The following is a 16,847-nucleotide window of genomic DNA, read 5'->3' on the forward strand; positions in this document are numbered from 1 at the left end:
CATCGCCGTGTCTGGTCGGTGGGCACCGTCTCAAAGCCGTGGCAGGGCGCGAGATCTTTGCACTCGTGGGTGGCGAGTGCTAAAAATGGACTTGGCACTCGGCTCGACCGAGTGCCAACCAGAGGTCGACGATGAGGCCCCAGGGGCCGTCCGTCGCGGGCATCCGATGACCTCGACCCAGACATTTGACACACACCCGGGGCCCACGGCCCCTGACGCGGGAGGACTCCCGAAAGACCATGGCAAAGCTGATCGAATTCAACATCGAGGCCCGCCGCGGGCTCGAGCGTGGCATGAACACGCTCGCCGACGCGGTCAAGGTCACCCTCGGCCCCAAGGGCCGCAATGTCGTCCTGGAGAAGAAGTGGGGCGCCCCCACCATCACCAATGACGGCGTGTCCATCGCCAAGGAGATCGAGCTCGAGGATCCCTTCGAGAAGATCGGTGCCGAGCTCGTCAAGGAGGTCGCCAAGAAGACCGACGACGTCGCTGGCGACGGCACCACCACCGCCACCGTGCTGGCCCAGGCCATGGTCCGTGAGGGCCTGCGCAATGTGACCGCCGGGGCCAACCCGATGAGCCTGAAGAAGGGCATCGAGGCCGCCGTGAAGGCCATCAGCGACGAGCTGGGCACCATGGCGATCGACGTCGAGACCAAGGAGCAGATCTCCGCCACCGCGTCGATCTCCGCCGCCGACACCACCGTCGGAGAGATCATCGCCGAGGCGATGGACAAGGTCGGCAAGGAAGGCGTCATCACCGTCGAGGAGTCGAACACCTTCGGCCTCGACCTCGAGCTCACCGAGGGCATGCGCTTCGACAAGGGCTACATCAGCCCCTACTTCGTCACCGACACCGAGTCGATGGTCGCGGAGCTGGAGAACCCCTACGTCCTGCTGGTCGACGGCAAGGTCTCCTCGCTCAAGGAGCTGCTGCCCGTCCTCGAGAAGGTCATGCAGTCCAGCCGTCCGCTGCTGGTCATCGCGGAGGACACCGACGGCGAGGCCCTGGCCGGCCTGATCGTCAACAAGATCCGTGGCACCTTCAAGTCCGTGGCCGTCAAGGCCCCCGGCTTCGGCGACCGCCGCAAGGCCATGCTGGCCGACATCGCCATCCTCACCGGTGGCACCGTCATCAGCTCCGAGGTGGGCCTCTCCTTGGAGACCGCCGGCCTGGAGCTGCTGGGCCAGGCCCGCAGCGTGCGCATCACCAAGGACGAGACGATCATCGTCGACGGCGCCGGCGATGCCGACCAGATCGCCGGTCGCGTCTCGCAGATCCGCAAGGAGATCGAGAACTCCGACTCCGACTACGACCGCGAGAAGCTGCAGGAGCGCCTCGCCAAGCTGGCCGGCGGCGTCGCCGTCATCAAGGTCGGCGCGGCCACCGAGGTGGAGCTCAAGGAGCGCAAGCATCGCATCGAGGACGCCGTCCGCAATGCCAAGGCTGCGGTCGAGGAGGGCATCATCCCCGGCGGTGGCGTGGCGCTGATCCAGGCCGCCAAGAACGTCAAGCTCGACCAGCTCGAGGGTGACGAGGCCACCGGCGCCCAGATCGTGCTGCAGGCCGCCCAGGCCCCGCTGCGCCAGATCGCGCTGAACGCCGGCCTCGAGGGTGGCGTCATCGTCGAGAAGGTCGCCAACCTGCCCGTCGGCGAGGGCCTCAACGCGGCCACCGGCGAGTACGTGAAGATGGTCGAGGCGGGCATCATCGACCCTGCCAAGGTGACCCGCTCTGCCCTGCAGAACGCCGCCTCCATCGCGGCGCTCTTCCTCACCACCGAGGCCGTCATCGCCGACCAGCCCGAGAAGGCTGCCCCGGCCATGCCGGGCGGCGACGAGATGGGCGGCATGGGCTTCTGATCCAGCCCTGCTGACGCACAGTCGCACCACGTCCGAAGGGCGGCTCCCCACCAGGGGAGCCGCCCTTCGGCCTGTCCGGGAGCCCGACTGCTCAGCCCAGGGCCGGCACCCGGGTGCAGTTCACCGGCACCGCCCGGGCGTGTCGGCCGGGCAGAAGTCCTGTAGGGTCTGGTTGACCACACCGGGTTCGCGGATGAAGGAGTTCGTGCACGGCGTGATGGTGGCGTCGTGCCGCGAGGCGATCACCGTGTAGCGCACGCCCGGCTGGGTGAGGCCCCCGGCATTGAGTTCTGTGAGGAAGCTGGAGCCGGCCAGCTGCTGCGGCGTGGCCATCATGTTGTGCCGCTTCGCGTGGTCGAACAGGTAGCCATTGGTGGCGGCATTGGTGTCGCGCGGCAGCTGGGCCAGACCGCCGGCCGTCGTGCCATGGTTCGACGGGGTGATGCCCACCAGGTGTCCCACCTTCGCGGTGCCGCCGTACCACTTCAGGTAGGCCCGCGGTAGCGGTCCGCCACCCTGTGAGTGGCCCACCAGGTCCACCTTCTCGGCGCCGGTGCGCTCCCGGACGGTGTCCACCACGCGTCAGCACTGCTGCCGAGCTGCGGATGTCGCCGGAGAAGGCCGATGACTCCTGCAGCCGGCCTGCCGGGCCCGTCGACGGGTTGTGGGCGAAGGTGTAGACGCACCAGCCGTCGCGGCTCAGCATCGACGACATCCAGCTCCAGTTGGCGAAGGTGTCCTCGCCGGTGCCCGGCACGAGCACGACCGGGTTCTCACCGGGGCGCGGCCGGCAGGAGAAGTCATTGGCGCCCTGCGGCACCATTCCAGGACGGGTGCTCGCGGCGATCGAGGCGGTGGTCCACAGCCGGTACACCGGGCCCTGCCCGTGGGCTGGGAAGCCACCGGGGGAGTGGGGTGCTGCCAGTCCACCTGGCTGGTCCGGGGTGGGAAGGTCGACGGCCCGGGCGGGTGCGGGGGTGCTGGCCAGTCCGGTGGCACGGGCCAGGGCGGCGACGAGGCCGCCCCAACGAGTGCTGCGCATGAAGTGCTCCTGTGGTGGATGGCCGGCACGGTGCCGGCGGTGCTGGGGCTAGGACTCGTCCTCGCGGCACCACCAGTCCCCAAAGCCATGTCACGCCCACCGTGACAGGAACCGTCGCACTACGGGGCCCGCTGAGGGGCTCGACGTTCAGGGCCGGACCGGGCACGATGAAGCCATGCCCGCACTGCTCGAAGTGATCTGCCTGCACGACGCCGATGCCCGTCGCGCCGAGGATGGTGGTGCGGACCGCATCGAACTGCTCGGCACCCTCGACGACGGCGGCATGTCACCCGAGCCGGCCATGGTGGAGAAGGTGCGTGCCGCCACCGGTGTGGAGCTGCGGCCCATGGTGCGGCTGCGGCCCGGTTTCGGTACTGACGGCGGGGAGTTCGTCCGGCTGCAGGGCCTGGTGAACGCCTATCGCGACGCGGGCGCCGACGGGGTGGTCTTCGGCTTCCTCAACGGCTATGACGAGGTGGATACCGAGGTCTGCGTCGCGCTCGCCGAGACCGCCGACTGCCCATGGACCTTCCACCGGGCCGTCGACCAGGTGCTTGACGCCGACAAGGCCTGGCGGGTGCTGCCCCGACTGCCTCGGCTCGACCAGGTGCTCACTGCCGGATCAGCTCGAGGCGTCGAGCACGGGCTCGACGAGCTGCTGGCCCGGTGCACCGCGGACCCCAGTCTTGCGTCGCTGGTGATGGCAGGCGGCGGGCTGCAACCCGAACACGTCCCCTGGCTGGCGCGGGCCGGCGTGCGTTCCTTCCACATCGGCAAGGCGGCGCGCCCACTGGGCCAGTACAAGGCCTATGTGGACGCTCCGCTGGTGCGCACCTGGCGGGAGCTCATCGACGACGAACTCGCCAAAGATTCGGCAGGACCACGAAGCCCACGGCCATGACCAGGCCGAGGCCACTGCACAGGAGTCCTGCTGTGAGCCCTGGCGTGCGGTAGCGGCACTCGACCACCGACGCGTTCTCGACCGGGACCGTGAGCAACCCCGCCCGTGAGGCCGTGGGGGCCGGCTGGTCGTCCGCGTGGCAGCTCCATCCCTCCTGGGCGGCGGTCGCGAGCACGACCTCCCCGCTGACGGGAGTGGCGAAACGTGCTGCCATGCGGCCAGGTGACGCCGTGATTGCCGGCACCTGGGTGGCGTCGACCTGTCTCTCCAGCTCGGCCAGGTCCAGGCAGGCCAGGTCTCCCGGATGCAGGGTGATCGGCCTGATGGCCTTGACCTGCACCGTGGTGCGCCCGGGCTGGACGGTGATGATCTGGTTGCCGTCGGTCTTCACCTGACGCTGCTCTCCCGTGGCATCGTCCTGCCAGGTGAGCGCCGCGAAACGCCCTGCCAGCTGGACCTGCAAGGTCATGCCGGCGGGGCAGCTGACCGTCAGATCGGCACTGTGGCGCGCAGCGATCACCAAGGGTGTCTCGAAGGGCCGGCCGTCCCGGCCAGCAATCGCAGGATGGAGGATGGGCTCTTCCACCAACAGGTTGCGGTTGGAGAAGGCCTGGGCAAGGCCCCCCACCGGATGGCTGGGGGCCGGGGCGAGACGGACCATGGGGAAGGCCTTGCGCGGGACCGTGTCGTCCATGTCGACGGAATTGGCCTCGATCGCCACCGCCGCGAGGGCTGCCATCGCAGGGTCCTGGGCGGCGGTGATCATGCGCCCATTGGCCGTGGCGGTCATGCCAAGGCCCTTCCACGTCGTGGCCACGGACAACGGCATGTTCGAGCTGTAGTAGGAAAGGCCCGGGTAGCCGAGCTGCTCGGGCTCGTTGAGTGCGGTCCACGGCGTTGCTCCACCGGGACGTGCGCCCGAGACGCGATGAGTGGGCCACTGGGCTGCACTGGTGGCGGCCTGTGCCCGACCCAGCGCTGCGCTGGCCCGGTGGTCGAACAGTGGTGACGCACCGAGGAAATTGCGAATCTCGCGATCGATGTGTTGTGCCGAGGCGACCACTTCCCCCGCCCCCAGGACGATGACCACCGTGACCACCGCCGCGCGGGCACCGCGATGGGTCAGCGCACTGGCCACCAGGGTGAGCACGATCGTGGCACTGGGCCACACCCAGTAGTGGCTGGCCTGCGAGAAGTGCTGGATCGGTTCCGCCCCCGAGGCCACGGCCAGCAAGCCGACGACCACGACGGCAGCCGCCGTCATGGACTCAACCCGGGGCCACGCCAGGGTGGCCGTCTGTGCGCGCAGACTGCCCCGCTGCACTGCCACCCACGCCGTGACCACCAGCAGGCCGACCACGGTGAAACTGAACCGGTAGGGATTGCCGTTGGGGAAGTCGAAGATGTTCCAGGCCCACACGGTGGTTTCCAGACGCATGGAGAGGAGCGCGGCAGCCACGCCGAGCGGCCAGGCAAGTGCTTCGCGCACGGGCAGCCCGCGGGGAAAGAGCAGCGTCGAGGCCAGCACGAGGACCAAGGAGCCGGCGCAGATGGCGGGGGTGGCCTGGACTCCCTCGCCCAGGGGGAAGAGCGTGGCCACGAACAAGGAGGTTTCGATCAGGTCGAAGTGGTCGAGGCCAAAGGGAACCCCCCTGGAGACGGCCAGCGCGGTGGGGACCAGCAGCACGCCGGTGCACAGGACCCCGATGATGCCGACCACGGCGAAACGGGCCACTGCCCGCAGGGCGCCCAACCACGTGCGGCTCGTGGCAGCCAGCCAGATGAGCAGGAAGAGCGCTGCCCCCAGGCTTGCCATGTAGGCGGTGTAGAAATTGGACCACCACGACAGGGCCACCAGTGCGATCGAGGCCAGCCGGTGCCGGTCGGCGGCCGTCCAGCACGCAGCCAGGCACAGCAAGGGGAAGGTTGCCAGACCATCCAGCCACATGGGGGTGTAGATCGAGATGTCGAAGACCCAGCTGGAACTGGCATAGGCGGTTGCCAGCAGCGGGATGGGCCAGATCGCAGCCCGTGGTGCCAGGTGCTTGAGCAACAGGGCCATGGTGGCCGCGGACAGGCAGATCTTGGCCAGGGTGAGGATGGTGAGCGCGGCTTCGATCCGGTGGGGTGGAGCGAAGACCAGGGCCAGGTTGAGGGGGCTGGCGAGATAGGTGGCATAGTCGGGCAGGAAGGCCACACCGCCGCCGGCGGTCCAGTTGAAGCCCCACCCCACCAGGTCACTGCCCCGCAGAACCCGCCCCAAGGTCTGGTGGAAGGCCAGGTACTGCGAGCCGTAGTCACTCAGACCACGCGACGACTTGCCCAAGGGCCAGATCCCGCTGCGCCACATGACGACGAGGTGCAACAGACCGGTGAGCACGGCCGCAAGCACTCCGGGTGCCAGCATCGGCGCCAGTCCGAGCCGGGATCGTCGCACGGCGGGATCAGCGGTCATGTGTCGAATCTAGTGGACGCAGCAGGGATCCTTGGTCAGTTCCTGCGGCGCGCCCCAGGGGGCGTGCCACCTGGCCCCAATAGGGTTGGACGGTGACCTTCTTGCTCTCCATCGTGGTTCCCTGTTATCGGGAGGCCGCGAATCTTCCGCGCCTGTACGAGGAGCTCGCGACCCTGGGCCGGCAGATCGACGGCGATCTGGATGTGGTGCTGGTCAATGACGGCAGCCCCGACAACACCTTCGAGGTGGCATGGGCACTGGCCGAGCGCGACGCCCGCATCCACGTGCTGTCATTCTCGCGCAATTTCGGCAAGGAGGCCGCGATGCTGGCGGGCCTGCGGGCGGCCCGCGGTGATGTGGTGGTCATCATGGATGCCGACCTGCAACACCCGCCGTCACTGATCCCGCAGTTGTTCGAACCCATTCGCCAGGAGGCTGTCGGCCAGGTCATCGCGCGACGTGACCGGGCCGGTGACCCGTGGCTGCGCACCCAGCTCAGCAAGGCCTACTACCGCGTGGTCAACTCGATGATCGACGTGACCCTGGAGGACGGCGAGGGTGATTTCCGCGCGCTCTCGCGTCCTGCCGTGGACGCCCTGCTGGCGATGAGCGAGCGCAACCGTTTCAGCAAGGGACTGTTCGCGTGGATCGGATTCCCGAGCCGGACGATCACCTACTCCAATGTGGGCCGCGCCGAGGGCGAGTCCTCGTGGTCGTTCAGGTCGCTGGTCAACTATGGCGTGGACGGCGTGATCAGCTTCAACGACCGCCCGTTGCGCCAGATGACCGCAGTCGGGGCCGCAGCCGTCGCGGTGGCGTTGCTGTACCTGGTCGCATTGCTGGTTGACTGGGGCAGGGACGGTGTCCAGGCACCCGGCTACATCACCACCATTGCGGTGGTGACCATGTTCGGCGGGCTGCAGCTGCTCAGCCTGGGCCTGATCGGGGAGTACATCGGCCGGATCTATTCCGAGGTGAAGGCGCGCCCCCACTACGTCGTCGAGCACGACAGCAGGGCACTGCGGGGCCGAAGTGAGTGAACTTCGTGCCAAATGGGGCCCGTCCGTGGCCCGCCTGGTCCGCTTCGGGATGGTGGGCGTGGCCAATACCGCCGTCTACTACCTGTGCTACCGCCTGGCCCTGCTCCTCATGGTCTACTTGGCCGCCCACCTGCTGGCCTGGGTGCTCTCGGTGCTGTTCAGCTTCCTGATGAACTGCTGGTTCACCTACCGGGTCCGACCCACCTGGCGTCGGCTGCTCGCCTTCCCCGCCTCCACCCTGGTGAACCTGGCCTTCACGACGCTCGGCTCGGTGCTCCTGGTGGAGCGGCTCGGCGTCGACGAACGCTATGCCACCCTCGCGATGGGGATCCTGGCCATCCCCTTCACCTTCGCCGTCACCACGCTGGTGCTGACCCGAGGGATGAACGACCCAGCACGGGAGGCCTGAGCCGGCCTCACTGTCCTCGCCCCCGGTTCCGCAGGGGTCTGGCGGTACAAGCCACACGCAAGGGGCCGCAGAACGGCGGCCACGAGCAGCGAGGGCCATGGGCAGCGAGGGCACGTCCCGGCGTGGACGTGTCCCCGCTGCATCGGGGAACAGCTCAGTCCAGACAGTCCCGGATCAGCCGAGCAGCCTGAACCCGGCCGCCGTGGTCGGGTTGTTGTGAGCTGTGCCCACCCGCCCGTCACGCAGCACCGGGTAGGTGGCCAAGGCGGAGGTCGTCTGGTACACGATGTCCTCGTAGCCGTCGCCGGTCAGGTCACCGGGCAGTGCCACCAGACTCGGACGCCAGCCGTGGCCCACCTCGCGGCCATTGGCGAAGGACCGCCCGGTGGAGGTGTAGGCGAACATCTTGCCGTCGTGACGGATGGCCAGCAGGTCGCCGCGGGCATCGCCGTTGATCCCGGAGGTGCCCAGCAGGGCGCGCATCCCGCCCCAACGCTGCCCCACCACTCCCACGTCGCGGGCACCGCCGGTGGCGGGCAGTCGGTAGCGGTGCAGGTCGCCATTGGCGGCCCGAGCCACCAGGTCAGGGGTACCGTCCCCGTCGAAGTCACCGACGGTGGCGAAGGCGGTGATGCCATTCCAGCGCACCCCCACCTGGCGCACATAGCCCAGCGTGCCCTTGCCGGTGCCGCGGTACAGGTGCAGGTTGCCGTCGATGTCACGGGCCAGCAGGTCGGTGATGCCGTCACGGGTCACGTCGCCGGGCGAACCGAGCCAGGTGAAACGGGACCAGCCGACACCACCCACCTGCACCGGAGCCGTGAGGCGACGGTCGGTGCCTGCGCGGAAGAGGAAGAGCTTGTCGCCCTTCACACCGAACAGGTCAGCACGGCCATCACCGGTGAAGTCACCTCGTACGACTCGGGAAGCCGGGGAGGGGGCGGAGTCATTGCGGTGCTTGTACATGATCCGCGAGGCGCCGGCGATGGTGGCCTTCTGCGTCTCCAGGCTGCCCGTGGCCGAGTGCGTCAGGACCGCGGCCGTGTAGGCGCCGGGGGTGTGGTGGTTGTATCCGATGGAATTGACGTGCCAGCCGTCGGTGCGCGGCAGCCAGCCGTTCTTGACGGCAATGTCGGTTCCGGGCCCCTGGTTCACGCCCCAGGTGGTGGCGCCGCGCATCAGCGAGAGGCCGTAGGCGCGCATCGAGTCGTTCAGCACAGGGTTCTTGCGCGCGAAGTGATCCACCAGCACCACATTGTCGGGGGCGCTGGTGACGGTCAGGCCCCAAGCGCTGTTGTTGACGGTGCTGCGCAGGCCCATCCGGTCGTTGACCGCCTGCACGGCGGGTGCCCCACCCACGTGGCGCCACAGGTTGGTGGCGGAGTCATTGTCCGAGACGCGGATCATCGGCACCATCTGTGACTTCTCCCAGGCGGTGAGGCCGCGGCCCTTCTGCTGGGCCTGGGACATCACCGTGGCCATGATCTGCACCTTGACGATGCTGGCCGTCACATTGGTGGCACGGCCCTTGTAGTAGCTGTGGATCGTCGAGCTGCCGCTCTTGCGCCAGGCCACGGCCACATTGCCCGAGCGTCCCGCCAGGTAGCCGGCCATCTCCTTCTGGTACGGGAAGGAGGTCACGGGGCCATAACCGGCAGGGTTGGCGGAGGCCTGCCCCCGGACCTCGGGCTCGGTGCGCGAGGCCAGTGTCGCATCGGCCTGGTCGAGCAGCTCCTCGGTGTCGACGCTGACCTCGAACAGGGACTCGCCACTGCTGGACAGGTTGCCCTGGGCGTCGCTGGTGGCGGCCCGGCAGGCCAGCCCGTCCTCGACGACGGACAGCACGCCGGCCTCGGCCAGGCGCCAGGTGCTGCCGACGCGCTCGGCCTTGACCTCACCGACTTCGTCGCAGACGAAGGCCTGCGGGCCCGGCTCAGCCAGGGCAGTCAGTGGCGCCGCCGTGCCTGCCAGGGTGGCGCCGAGGGCCAGGGTGAGAACCTTGCGGGCTAGGCCGCGCCGATGGGCCGTGGGGGATGTGGACTGTGACACGAGACTTCCTCCGGTGATGGTTTGACACAGGGGTTGACGGTTGTCGCGCCAAGCGTCGCACGCCGAGGGCTAGCCCGTGCAGGAGTCAGGCCAATTCGTCAGGTAGGGCCTCTCGGTGCAGTACCACCAGGGAGCTGACGCAGCGAGTCAGGCAGACGTAGAGACGGCGAAGACCCGTCAGGCGGTCGGCCTCGGCGGCCACCACTTCGGCCGGCTCGACCAGCAGCACATGGTCGAACTCGAGCCCCTTGGCCAGCCGGGCCGGCACCACCCCCAGCCGCGAGGGCTCGTCGGTGCCTGACGGGCTGGCCAGCACGCCGGCCCTGACCAAGGTGTCGACCGCTGCCTCGGCGCGGCTGTCGGCGACGATGATGCCCAAGGTCCCCTCCCTCGCGGACAGCGCACGGGCCTGCTCCACGACGGCAACACCCAGGTCGTCAACCCGCCGGAACTCGAGCATCCCGCGGTTGTGGCGCACCGACCGCGGCGCGGACAGCTGCGGGGCGATCGTCGGCAGCAGCCGCGAGGCCAGCTCCAGCACCAGGCCCGGCACGCGGAAGCCCTCCACGAGCTCCTGCACCGTCGCCTCCGGGTGGCCCAGGTGTGCCAGGGATTCGGCCCAGCTGCTGCTGGCCCAGGCGGTGGTGGCCTGGGCCAGGTCGCCCAGCAGGGTCACCGAGCCGGTGGTGGCGCGTCGGCCCGCGGCCCGCAGCTGCATCGCGGACAGATCCTGGGCCTCGTCGATGATCACGTGGCCGAGGCTCCGGGTGCGGTTGAGCAGGTCGGCCACCTCGTCGGCGAGCACCACCTCGGCGGCACTCCACCGGTGCTGGCGCGGTGAACGCGTGCGGCGCGGTGCCAGCAGGAGCTCCTGTTCCTGCTCGGTGAACAGCCCCTCGGCGCAGCAGGCCAGCAGCTCGGGATCGGTGAGCAGCTGGTGGGTCAGCTTCGGCACGGTCAGGGCCGGCCACAGCTCATTGGTCATCGCCTTGACGTCCTTGCTGCGCGCCACCTGCCTCTGCACCCGGTCGTCGGTGACCGCCCCGCTCACCTCCATGCGCAGCAACACCTGGTGGGCCAGGCGCTGCGGCAGCATCGCGCGTCCGGCCAGGTAGCGCACACCCCGGCTGCGCAGCTGTGCCACCGCAGCCGTCAGGTGGTGCGGTGGCACCCGCCACACCCGGGTGCCCATCGCCACCTCCAGGGTCCGCTCGGGCTCACTGACATGGCCCCAGACGGCGCGCGCACAGAGCTCCGCCATCCGTGCATCGCCCAGCAGCACCGCTCGGGACGTCTCGTTGACGGCGCTCGCCTCCAGGCCCGTGGCCCCGGCGACCAGCGAGTCGATGGTCTCCTGCTGCACGTCGATCTCACCCAGGGCTGGCAGCACCTCGCCGATGTGGCGCAGGAAGTTCGCATTGGGCCCCAGCACCAGAACGCCCTGGCGGGTCAGGGTCTCCCGGAAGGCGTAGAGCAGGTGGGCGGCGCGATGCAGTCCGACGGCCGTCTTCCCGGTGCCCGGGGCCCCTTGGATGGCCATCGACGTCGCCAGCCCGGTGCGCACCAGGAGGTCCTGGTCGGGCTGGATGGTGGCGACGATGTCGCGCATCGGACCGGTGCGGGGCCGCTCGATCTCGGTCTCCAGCAACGCCGAGACCTCCCCCGCCTGCAGGGCCTTGCCGGTGGTGAAGTCCTCGTCCTCGTAGGCGGTCATCTCGCCGTGCTGGAAGCCGAAGCGTCGGCGCTTGGCCACCCCCATCGGATCGGCGGCGTGGGCCCGGTAGAAGGGCAGGCTCAGCGGGGCACGCCAGTCGATCACCAGCGGAGCACCGCCCACCTCGCCGGTGACGTGGCGCCGCCCGACATGGCAGGCCTCGTCCAGCTCGGCCCCCAGCGCCGTGGCGTAGTCGAGTCGGCCGAAGAAGAGCGGGGTGTCCGGGTCCTGCTCCAGGCTCTCCATCCGGCGGTGGAGGGTCCGTTTCAGCGCGGCGGTGCTCACTGAATCGCCCCCGGCGGCCTGCTGCCAGTCGGCGGTCTGCTCGCGCATCCGCCGCAGGGCCTCGTGCGAGCGGGTCAAGTGCGCGCGCTCGGCTGCCAGCGCCGGGTCGTCGTGATGGGTGCTCATGGGGTCCTCCGGTCGTGGTCTGGGCAGAGGAGAAGCCTATGCCCTGCCTGCTGGCCGGAGCCTGAAGAGCCACGGAGCGCTCCCGTCGCGCGACCGGTTCGGGCTGGATGCCACCAGGCTGGCGCTGATGGGCTGGTCGATGGGTGGCTACGGCGCACTGCGACTGGCCGCCGAGGAGTTGCGGGGCAAGGCGAAGGCGGTGGCCTCGATGGCCACGGCCTTCTACGAGGACTTCGAGCACTGCCCGCACCCGGACGCCTTCGACGACGAGGCAGACTACGAGGCCAACAACCTCAACGACCGCATCGGGCGGCTCAAGGGCCTGCCGATCCACCTGGCCTGTGGAGTCAACGACTTCTACATCGACGCCAACCGATGGCTGGAGGACAACCTGGAGCCGACGCCCGAGACGCTGTTCGTCAAGGGCGGCCACGAGCCCGACTTCTGGCGGGTGGCCCCGGTGCAGATGAGTTTCGTGGCCGACCGCCTCTGCACCGGCGCCTCACCGGGGCTCCCACAGCAGTTCGACGCGCCGGTTGCGCGAGCGGCTCTGCTCGTCGGTGTTCGGCACGATCGGCCGGTCCTCTCCGCGGCCGACCACCGTCGTGTGGTGGCCTTCCAGCGCCTGGCCGAGTTCCCGACGCACGGCCTCGGCCCTGCGGCGCGACAGGTCGAGCCCGTGTTCGGCGCTGCCGAGGTCGTCGGTGTGGCCCTCGATCCGCACTCTGCCCGGTGCACGAGAGGCCAAGGAGGCGGCGACCTGGGCGATGCGCCGGCGCGCGGCCGGGGTGAGCTCGTCGGAGTCCTTGCCGAAGGCGACGTCGGCGGCGATGCGCACGTCGATGCGGCGAGGCGAGATGGCGCTCTCGGCGACCCCCTGGCGGTCCCCGGTGACCGGCACCAGCGGGAAGCTGCGCGGCACCAGCGGTGCGGTGGGGTACTCGTCCGGGCGGGGCAGCGGTTCTGGGCCCGTCGTCTGGGCACTGGCCGGGACCGCAAGGACACTGGTGAGCAGCAGCCCCATGGCCAGGAAACCCGTGCCGGCCCACGACTCAGTGCAGCGGGACATCGGCATAGCCCCCGAAGTTCTGCACCTGCACCGTCATGGTCCGACTCTCGGCCTTCGGGATGGCGAACAGGCAGCTGACCCACTGCACGTCGCCCTTCTGCCAGACGCTGTGGTGCTCCCCAGTGCAGGTGTCGACGCCATCGATGCGGGCCGGCAGGTGCACCACCGTGCCGGTGGCCTCGACGAGCTTGAAGCCGTTGTCGAGGCCGTGGTTGGGATTGGTGGTGTCGTGGACGGTCCCGAGCAGTGACCACCCGTCACCGATCTCGGCCCCGCCGGCGGGGACGTCGGTGGCGGTGAGCCGGGCGGTCAGCAGCACCGACTGGCCCTGGCGGCGCAGCGGGTAGAGGTCGAGGGTGAAGTTGATCCCGTCGTTGACTGCCCGGCGGGTGGCGACAGGCGGGTCCTGGGGCAGGGGCGTGGCCGAGGGCTGGGTCGCGGGTGACGAGGCGGCGGGGGACTCGAAGGTTGGGGGGCTGGCGGGTTCGGGGCCGGAGCAGCCGGCGAGCAGGCTGGTGACGAGCAGTGCCGCAGACAGGGCGGCCGATGTCCTGGTGTGGGATCGCATGGATCCCAGCCAAGTACCTGTCCGCGGCCGGCAACAGGGGTGGGGACACATCGGTGTTGTCCGTGTGTTGTCCGGCGTAGGGTGGCCTCATGGAGACGACCTGGATCGCGCCCGACGGGCGCAGGACCAAGCGCCGTCATGGCGCCCGGGTGCTGGTCTGCTGCGGTGAGCGCGTGCTGCTGATGGCCGACAGCGATCCCGGGGTGCCCGGTTCGGCCTGGTGGGTGCTGCCGGGAGGCGGCATCGACGAGGGGGAGGAGCCCCGGGCCGCCGCGGCCCGGGAACTGGCCGAGGAGACCGGCCACCTCGTCGAGGAGTCGCGGCTGGCCGGTCCGATCGCCCACCGGGTGGTCAGCCACGGTTACAGCGACCGGGTGCTGGTGCAGGACGAGCTCTTCTACCGTCTGGACGTTGCGGAGCCCTTCGATGTCGACACGACCGGATTCACCGCCACCGAGCAGCAGCGGATGGGCGGCTGGGGCTGGTTCGGCCCCGGCGAGTTGGCGGCGATGACCGTCTGGCCTGCACAGGTGCAGGAGTTGGTGCGCCGCGATCCTCAGGACTGCTGGGAACTGGGCGAGGTCGAGGAGTCGACGGTCCCAGCCGTCGGCTGATCCCCGATACCCCCATCACCGGGAGCGTGCCCGCCGAGCAGTGAGCGCAGCCGGCGGGCGTCACGGACCCCATTGGCCTGGTAGTCGTTGTTGAAGTAGGCCCACACCTCGCGCCCCTCGGCCATCCACCGGCGGCAGGGTTCGGCCCACCGTTGCATGGCCCGGTCGCCGTACTCACCGACGTACATCCGGGCCGGATCGGGCCCGTGGAAGCGCAGGTAGCAGAAGTCGGCAGTGGCCCACAGGTTGCTCGGCAGTTTCGGCCCGTGCATCACCACATAGGCGGCGCTGTGGGCCCGCAGCACCTCGAGCATCTCCTCGGTCTGCCACGAAGGATGGCGCAGCTCCATGGCCACGCGCATCGACGGCGGCAGTGCCGTCAGGAAGGAGTCCAGTACGTCGAGTTCGGCGACGTGGCTGGGGGCCAGCTGCACCAGGAAGAGCCCGGCCCGTTCGCCCAGACGTGCCCAGTCGGTGGCCAGGCGCTCGCTCCATTCGTCGACGGTGCGCAGGCGGCCAGTGTGGGTGAGGGCCTTGGGTGCCTTGACCGTCATCCTGAAGCCGTCGGGCAGGGCGTCGTGCCACAGCTGGAAGCTCGTCTCGCGGGGCCAGCGGTAGAAGCTGGCATTGAGTTCCACCGTGTCGAAGTGGGTGGCGTAGACATCGCGCCGCCGGACCTTCGGCAGGCCTGGCGGGTAGACCTCGGGGCTCCAGTCGTCGTAGTTCCAGCCCGAGGTGCCGATCCAGGGGTGCGGCGTGGCGTCCATGCACCCACCCTGCCATGCCCGGCACCGCCCCGTGAGGCCCGGGTACGACGACAGCCCGCCCCAGTGGGACGGGCCTTCGTGGCTGAGAGTGCGCGGCGGGTCAGGACTCGACGCGGGCCTCGGCCTGCGCGGGCAGGGCAACGTTCTCGTCGGTCAGGCCCTTGTACAGGGCGCCGGCGATGACGGCACCGATGATCGGTGCCACCCAGAAGAGCCAGACCTGGCCCAGCGCCCAGTCACCCTGGAAGACGGCGACGGCCAGCGAACGGGCCGGGTTCACCGAGGTGTTGGTGACGGGGATGGAGACCAGGTGGATCAGGGTCAGGCCCAGGCCGATGGCGATCGGGGCGAAGCCCTTCGGGGCGCGGTCGTCGGTGGAGCCGAGGATGATGAACAGGAAGATCGCGGTCAGCACGACCTCGCACACCAGGCAGGCCAGCAGCGAGAAGCCCGCGGGGGAGTGGGCGCCGTAGCCATTGGAGGCGAAGCCCGAGGCGGAGGCGGAGAAGCCGTCCTTGCCGGAGGCGATCAGGTACAGGATGCCGGCACCGACGATGCCGCCGATGACCTGGGTGACGATGTAGGGCAGCACGGCCTTGGCCTCGACGCGCTTGGCGGCGAACAGGCCCAGGGTGACGGCGGGGTTGAAGTGGCCGCCCGACAGGTGGCCGAAGGCGTAGGCGCCGGTCATCACGGTCAGGCCGAAGGCCAGGGCGACACCGACGAACCCGATGCCCATGTTGACGGGGGTGGGGTCGTCGGACAGGACCTTGGCGGCCAGCACGGCCGAGCCACAGCCACCGAGCACGAGCCACAGGGTGCCGAGGAATTCGGCGACGAGGCGGGACTTCATGGAAACATTCATGTACTACTACCCCTTGTCAGGCCGCCTGGGACGGTGACCGTCGAAACAAAACCTGCCCGCGGAACGCCTTTGACCCGACTGATTTCCCACGACCTCGAGAAATCGAGCTTTCAACCAAGGTAACAGTGCGCCGCCCGTCGGCTGCGCCAATTCACCCCCCATGGCGCCCAAGAACTTCCGGCGAACATCTCAGGAACGCCCGTGGCCCGCGGAAACAGACGAAATCCTGCACGCCGCTGTGTCTTGAACCGTCAAATGACGCAGAACGTCTGTTTCCGCGAGCGACTCAATCCCCGGCCAAGTCATCCGCGTCGATGATCCGGTAGGCATAGCCCTGCTCGGCCAGGAAGCGCTGGCGGTGCTGGGCGAACTCGGCATCGGGGGTGTCGCGGCTGACCACGGCGTAGAAGCGGGCGGTGCGTCCGTCCTTGGGGCGCAGCAGCCGTCCCAGACGCTGGGCCTCCTCCTGCCGCGAGCCGAAGGCACCCGAGACCTGGATGGCCACCTCGGCGCTCGGCAGGTCGATCGAGAAGTTGGCCACCTTGCTCACCACGAGCAGGTCGATCTCACCACTGCGGAAGCGGTTGTAGATGTCCTCGCGCTGCTTGTTGCTGGTGGCGCCGGTGATCAGCTCTGCCCCCAGGCGCTCGGCCAGCTCCTCCAGCTGGTCGACGTACTGGCCGATCACCAGGGTGGGCTGGCCCCGGTGGCGCTCCACCAGGTCCAGCACCACCTGGGTCTTGGCCTCGCTGGTGGCGGCCAGCCGGTAGCGCACGTCCGGTTCGGCGGTCGCCACCGCCATCCGCTCCCGGTCGGACAGGGTCACCCGTACCTCGACGCAGTCGGCCGGGGCGATCCACCCCTGCGCCTCGAGCTCCTTCCAGGGCGCGTCATAGCGTTTGGGGCCGATCAGGCTGAAGACATCCCCCTCGCGGCCGTCCTCCCGCACCAGCGTGGCGGTCAGACCCAGGCGACGGCGGGCCTGCAGGTCGGCGGTCATCCGGAAGACCGGGGCGGGCAGCAGGTGCACCTCGTCGTAGATCACCAGCCCCCAGTCGCGGGCGTCGAAGAGCTCCAGGTG

General features: G+C 69.4%; 14 protein-coding genes. 5 read left to right on the top strand and 9 right to left on the bottom strand.

From position 1 onward, the window contains the following. Window positions 1-239: 239 nt before the first annotated feature. On the top strand, window positions 240-1,862 hold the full coding sequence (groL, locus tag ACHFFZ_RS01240; protein ID WP_394274849.1) for a chaperonin GroEL: 1,623 nt from the start codon (window positions 240-242) through the stop codon (window positions 1,860-1,862). A gap of 120 nt (window positions 1,863-1,982) precedes the next feature. Here groL and ACHFFZ_RS01245 read toward each other — a convergent pair whose 3' ends face one another. Continuing rightward, window positions 1,983-2,441, bottom strand: a complete 459-nt coding sequence (locus ACHFFZ_RS01245; protein ID WP_394274850.1) for a hypothetical protein — start codon at window positions 2,439-2,441, stop codon at window positions 1,983-1,985. A 638-nt stretch (window positions 2,442-3,079) separates the two neighbouring features. On the opposite strand from ACHFFZ_RS01245, the gene ACHFFZ_RS01250 reads away from it, so the two are divergent. Then, the gene (locus ACHFFZ_RS01250) at window positions 3,080-3,805 is read left to right on the top strand and encodes a copper homeostasis protein CutC (protein ID WP_394274851.1); all 726 of its coding nucleotides are present in this window, start codon (window positions 3,080-3,082) and stop codon (window positions 3,803-3,805) included. Here the strand turns inward: ACHFFZ_RS01250 and ACHFFZ_RS01255 are convergent. Then, window positions 3,750-6,260, bottom strand: coding sequence for a YfhO family protein (locus ACHFFZ_RS01255; protein WP_394274852.1), 2,511 nt, complete (start codon window positions 6,258-6,260; stop codon window positions 3,750-3,752). The two genes, ACHFFZ_RS01250 and ACHFFZ_RS01255, sit on opposite strands and share 56 nt — an antisense overlap. A gap of 92 nt (window positions 6,261-6,352) precedes the next feature. On the opposite strand from ACHFFZ_RS01255, the gene ACHFFZ_RS01260 reads away from it, so the two are divergent. After that, window positions 6,353-7,300, top strand: a complete 948-nt coding sequence (locus tag ACHFFZ_RS01260; protein WP_394274853.1) for a glycosyltransferase family 2 protein — start codon at window positions 6,353-6,355, stop codon at window positions 7,298-7,300. Window positions 7,301-7,325: 25 nt separating this feature from the next. Beyond that, the gene (locus ACHFFZ_RS01265; protein WP_394274854.1) at window positions 7,326-7,709 is read left to right on the top strand and encodes a GtrA family protein; all 384 of its coding nucleotides are present in this window, start codon (window positions 7,326-7,328) and stop codon (window positions 7,707-7,709) included. A 174-nt stretch (window positions 7,710-7,883) separates the two neighbouring features. On the opposite strand, the gene ACHFFZ_RS01270 is transcribed toward ACHFFZ_RS01265, so the two are convergent. The 4 genes from ACHFFZ_RS01270 to ACHFFZ_RS01285 all read right to left on the bottom strand — a co-directional run bounded on the left by ACHFFZ_RS01270 (window position 7,884) and on the right by ACHFFZ_RS01285 (window position 13,520). Continuing rightward, on the bottom strand, window positions 7,884-9,758 hold the full coding sequence (locus ACHFFZ_RS01270; protein ID WP_394274855.1) for an FG-GAP-like repeat-containing protein: 1,875 nt from the start codon (window positions 9,756-9,758) through the stop codon (window positions 7,884-7,886). An 85-nt stretch (window positions 9,759-9,843) separates the two neighbouring features. After that, window positions 9,844-11,883: a HelD family protein gene (locus ACHFFZ_RS01275; RefSeq protein WP_394274856.1), complete on the bottom strand. Its 2,040-nt coding sequence runs from the start codon at window positions 11,881-11,883 to the stop codon at window positions 9,844-9,846. 502 nt (window positions 11,884-12,385) lie between these two features. Next, on the bottom strand, window positions 12,386-12,952 hold the full coding sequence (locus tag ACHFFZ_RS01280) for an OmpA family protein (RefSeq protein ID WP_394274857.1): 567 nt from the start codon (window positions 12,950-12,952) through the stop codon (window positions 12,386-12,388). Further along, window positions 12,936-13,520, bottom strand: coding sequence for a hypothetical protein (locus ACHFFZ_RS01285; protein WP_394274858.1), 585 nt, complete (start codon window positions 13,518-13,520; stop codon window positions 12,936-12,938). Before ACHFFZ_RS01285 ends, ACHFFZ_RS01280 begins: the two co-directional genes overlap by 17 nt. A gap of 89 nt (window positions 13,521-13,609) precedes the next feature. Between ACHFFZ_RS01285 and ACHFFZ_RS01290 the strand changes: the two genes are divergently transcribed. Further along, the gene (locus ACHFFZ_RS01290) at window positions 13,610-14,134 is read left to right on the top strand and encodes an NUDIX domain-containing protein (protein WP_394274859.1); all 525 of its coding nucleotides are present in this window, start codon (window positions 13,610-13,612) and stop codon (window positions 14,132-14,134) included. Here the strand turns inward: ACHFFZ_RS01290 and ACHFFZ_RS01295 are convergent. The 3 genes from ACHFFZ_RS01295 to ACHFFZ_RS01305 form a co-directional block, all read right to left on the bottom strand. Then, window positions 14,077-14,901, bottom strand: a complete 825-nt coding sequence (locus ACHFFZ_RS01295) for a DUF72 domain-containing protein (RefSeq protein WP_394274860.1) — start codon at window positions 14,899-14,901, stop codon at window positions 14,077-14,079. The genes ACHFFZ_RS01290 and ACHFFZ_RS01295 overlap by 58 nt on opposite strands. A gap of 100 nt (window positions 14,902-15,001) precedes the next feature. Beyond that, complete coding sequence (gene aqpZ, locus ACHFFZ_RS01300; protein ID WP_394274861.1) at window positions 15,002-15,754, bottom strand: aquaporin Z; 753 nt, start codon at window positions 15,752-15,754, stop codon at window positions 15,002-15,004. Between the two features lie 298 nt (window positions 15,755-16,052). Then, a partial coding sequence (locus ACHFFZ_RS01305) for a DEAD/DEAH box helicase (RefSeq protein ID WP_394274862.1) occupies window positions 16,053-16,847 on the bottom strand: 795 nt, incomplete at its 5' end.

The organism is Luteococcus sp. (assembly GCF_043424415.1).
In the GTDB taxonomy this organism is placed as follows: Bacteria; Actinomycetota; Actinomycetes; order Propionibacteriales; family Propionibacteriaceae; genus Luteococcus.